Origin of the sequence: Prosthecobacter sp. (genome assembly GCF_044373815.1) — a bacterium.
Lineage (GTDB): Bacteria > Verrucomicrobiota > Verrucomicrobiia > Verrucomicrobiales > Verrucomicrobiaceae > Prosthecobacter.
Genome location: NZ_JBIPNG010000616.1, coordinates 1 through 3,292 on the forward strand (window position 1 = coordinate 1; position 3,292 = coordinate 3,292).

The 3,292-nt window shown below is 60.8% G+C and carries 4 protein-coding genes; all 4 read right to left on the reverse strand.

The genetic code is table 11. From position 1 onward, the window contains the following. On the reverse strand, window positions 1–839 hold an 839-nt coding region (locus ACIREA_RS29165), incomplete at its 3' end, for a 2-hydroxyacid dehydrogenase (RefSeq protein ID WP_397385839.1). 44 nt (window positions 840–883) lie between these two features. Then, window positions 884–1,771, reverse strand: a complete 888-nt coding sequence (locus tag ACIREA_RS29170; protein WP_397385840.1) for a universal stress protein — start codon at window positions 1,769–1,771, stop codon at window positions 884–886. 37 nt (window positions 1,772–1,808) lie between these two features. Further along, complete coding sequence (locus ACIREA_RS29175) at window positions 1,809–2,873, reverse strand: zinc-binding dehydrogenase (RefSeq protein ID WP_397385841.1); 1,065 nt, start codon at window positions 2,871–2,873, stop codon at window positions 1,809–1,811. A gap of 37 nt (window positions 2,874–2,910) precedes the next feature. Then, window positions 2,911–3,292, reverse strand: a 382-nt coding sequence (locus ACIREA_RS29180) for a universal stress protein (protein ID WP_397385842.1), incomplete at its 5' end; no start/stop codon positions are given.

The following is a 3,292-nucleotide window of genomic DNA, read 5'->3' on the forward strand; positions in this document are numbered from 1 at the left end:
AGCACCGTGCCGGAGTGATCCTCGAAGAAGATGCCTTCCTCTTCCTCATACACATCCAGGGCCACTCCGCCGAGATGGCCGGATTTGAGCGACTCGATCAGTGCCGAGCTATCAACGAGTTTGCCACGGCTGGTGTTCACCAGATAGGCTCCTGGCTTCATCAGGGCAATGCTGGCCACATTGAGCAGGTGATGCGTCTCTGGCGTCAGCGGCAGATGCAGGCTGACCACATCACTCTCACTCAGCAGCGATTCCACACTGGTGTAGCTGATGCCGTGCTCCGCTGCCCATTCGAGCATAGGCATCGGATCATGCGCGAGGACATGACAGCCGAAGCCGCGAAAAATCTGCGCTGTCACGCGCCCGATCCTGCCGGTGCCGACGATGCCGATGGTCTTGCCATGCAGATCAAAACCCACGAGGCCGCTGAGGGAGAAATTTTGTTCCCGCACCCGATTGTAAGCGCGATGAATCTTCCGGTTCAGCGCCAGCAGCAGCGCCACGGTATGCTCTGCGACGGCATGGGGTGAATACGCAGGCACCCGCACCACGGTGATGCCCAACTCTCCCGCCGCTGCACGATCCACGTTGTTAAAACCCGCGCAACGCAGCGCCACCAGCCTCACGCCGAGTCCGGCCAGCGTCGTCAGGCAGTCACGATCCAGACGGTCGTTGACGAACACGCACACCGCATCTGCGCCTTGGGCGGAACTGGCCGTCTCTGCTGTGAGTCGGAAATCGTGATGGTGCAGAATGACATCGGCACCATCAGCCGCGCGCCCGAAATAGTCACGGTCGTAGGGCTTGGTGTCGTAGAAGGCGAGGGTGATCGGGGGCATGATAGGGGATGGCCAAAGGCCGATATATTTATGCGACTGGATATTCATGACACCGCTGGTTTCACTACGAGCACGGAGCACGGCAGCCTCGTCAGCAGGCGCTCAGCCGTCGATCCCATGAGTGCGTAGCGCAGGTTGGTTTGTCCTCGGGCACCTATCACGATCAAGTCAGCTCCAATCTGCTCGGCATGCGCGGCGATGGCGTTGGCGTAGTTCGGTTCGTTCATCAGCACCTCGTTGGATTCGATGCCCGGCGCGGTTTCCGACACGAACTTTTGGAGTGTGGTGCTGAGAAGCTGCCGCCGGTGCTCGATGAACTCGGTCGTCACCGCCGCCAAGTAGGCGTAAGGCGTCGATAACCACGGCTCTTGCCATACATGCAGGAAGTCCACCTTCGCGCCATCCTGAATGGCAATACGATGCGCTTGCGAGGCGACCTCGCGCGAGGTCTCGGAAAAATCAATGCAGGCGACGATTTTCTGAAACGCATTCGGATGATAGGTTCTGACAAGCAAGATCTTGCCTGGAACTTGGCGAGCCAGGCGGTGAGCCAGTGATCCGGCACCCGCTTTGGATTCGCCAGCGCCAGTGATACCGGCCACGACCAAATCGGGGCTCTGCGTTTTGACGTGTTCCAGAATCTCATGCAGCGGCACCCCCACGACAATGGTGCTCTGGCAGCCAAGAGGTGCTCCAGCCTGCGCCAGCCAGCGCACGAGTGCATCCCGTGCTCCCTCAGAGAGAATGGCGGCCTGGCGCTCAAAGCTCGTGTTGCGGCTGTCCGCCTGTGAGGTCACGGCGGCGGTGTCCACCACATGCAGGACGTGAAGGCTGGCTCCGTTGAGCCCGGCGAGACGTGAGGCTTGTTCGAGTGCCGAGCTTGATCCCGTGGAGAAATCCACGGGGACGAGGATGGTTTTGATGGTGTTCATGGTGATGTGTTTTGGAACGGGACCGGGCAGCGGAGCATCAGGGCGTGATCAGCACTTTGAGCACGCCTTCCGCCCGATTACCGAAGACCTCGTAACCTTGCTTGATGTCCGCCAGCGAGAAACGGTGAGTCACGAGCATTGTGGGATCAAACCTGCCAGACTGAACCACGTTGATGAGGCGGCGCATGCGCTCCTTCCCACCGGGGCAAAGCGTGGTGATGATGCGGTGATCTCCCAGCCCTGCGGCATAGGCTTCATACGGAATCTGGAGCTTGCCTGAATAAACGCCGAGGCTGGACAGCGTGCCGCCCGGACGCAGACAGCGCAGGCAGGATTCAAACGTTGCCTGCGTGCCGAGCGCTTCGATGGCCACATCCACTCCGCCGCCAGTGAGCTTCAGCACCTCCTCGACGACATTGCACTCATGATAGTTGAGTGTGACATCGGCCCCCATCTTGCGCGCCATCGCCAGACGGTTCTCATCACCATCCACGCCGATGATCAACGTGGCTCCCATCAGTTTTGCACCCACGGTGGCGCACAGCCCGATGGGTCCTTGAGCAAAGACGACCACAGTGTCCCCGATCTTGATGCCGCCACTCTCCGCGCCGCCGAAACCGGTGGAGGCAATGTCCGCGAGCATGACCACCTGTTCGTCGGTCACTTCATCAGGTATCTTTGCCAGATTCGCCTGCGCATACGGCACCAGCAGATATTCCGCCTGAGCACCATTGATCGTGTTGCCAAAACGCCAGCCACCCATCGCCTGACAACCAGAGCCGTGGCCGCACTGCGAGTGCTGGCCGGAAAGACAGGCACGGCATTGTCCGCAAGGCGTGATGGCCCCGACGAGCACGCGGTCGCCGATGTTGTAACCCGTCACGCCCGCGCCGAGTTCTTCGATCACGCCCACCGGCTCGTGGCCGATGATAAGTCCCGGCTTTACCGGATACTCGCCGCGAACGATGTGAAGATCTGTTCCGCAGATGGTGGTGGCGGTGATGCGCAAGACGGCCTCGCCCGGACCGGCAGACGGCCTGGGCACGGAATCGACGCGGATGTCATTAACGCCGTGAAACACGGTGGCGAGCATGGTTTGCATAGTGGTTGTTGGGTGGGTGATTGAAGAAGAAACCTGCTCAGCGCACCACGAGCACAGGACGGTGCGCGTGACGCACCACACGCTCCGCCGTGCTGCCGATGAGCGCGTGCTCCCAGCCGGTGTGACCGTGCGTGGCGATGACGATGAGTCCTGGGTCCACCGCTTTCGCCATCTCACAAAGCGCCTGATGAGGAATGCCTTCCAGCACGACGGTGGTGCTGTCGATTTCCGTGCTGAAGTGCTCGCTGCGGCACCTGCGCAGCTCAGCCTCGATCTTGACGTGCCGGGAGGCGAGTTCCTGCTCTGTAAAGACCAGCGGAATCTCGCCCGTCATCGCGATGGCGGGCTGCACATTGGCCAGGAACAGCCGCGCATCAAACTCACGAGCGAGAGCGGCGGCGAGCGGAAAGGCCTTGCGT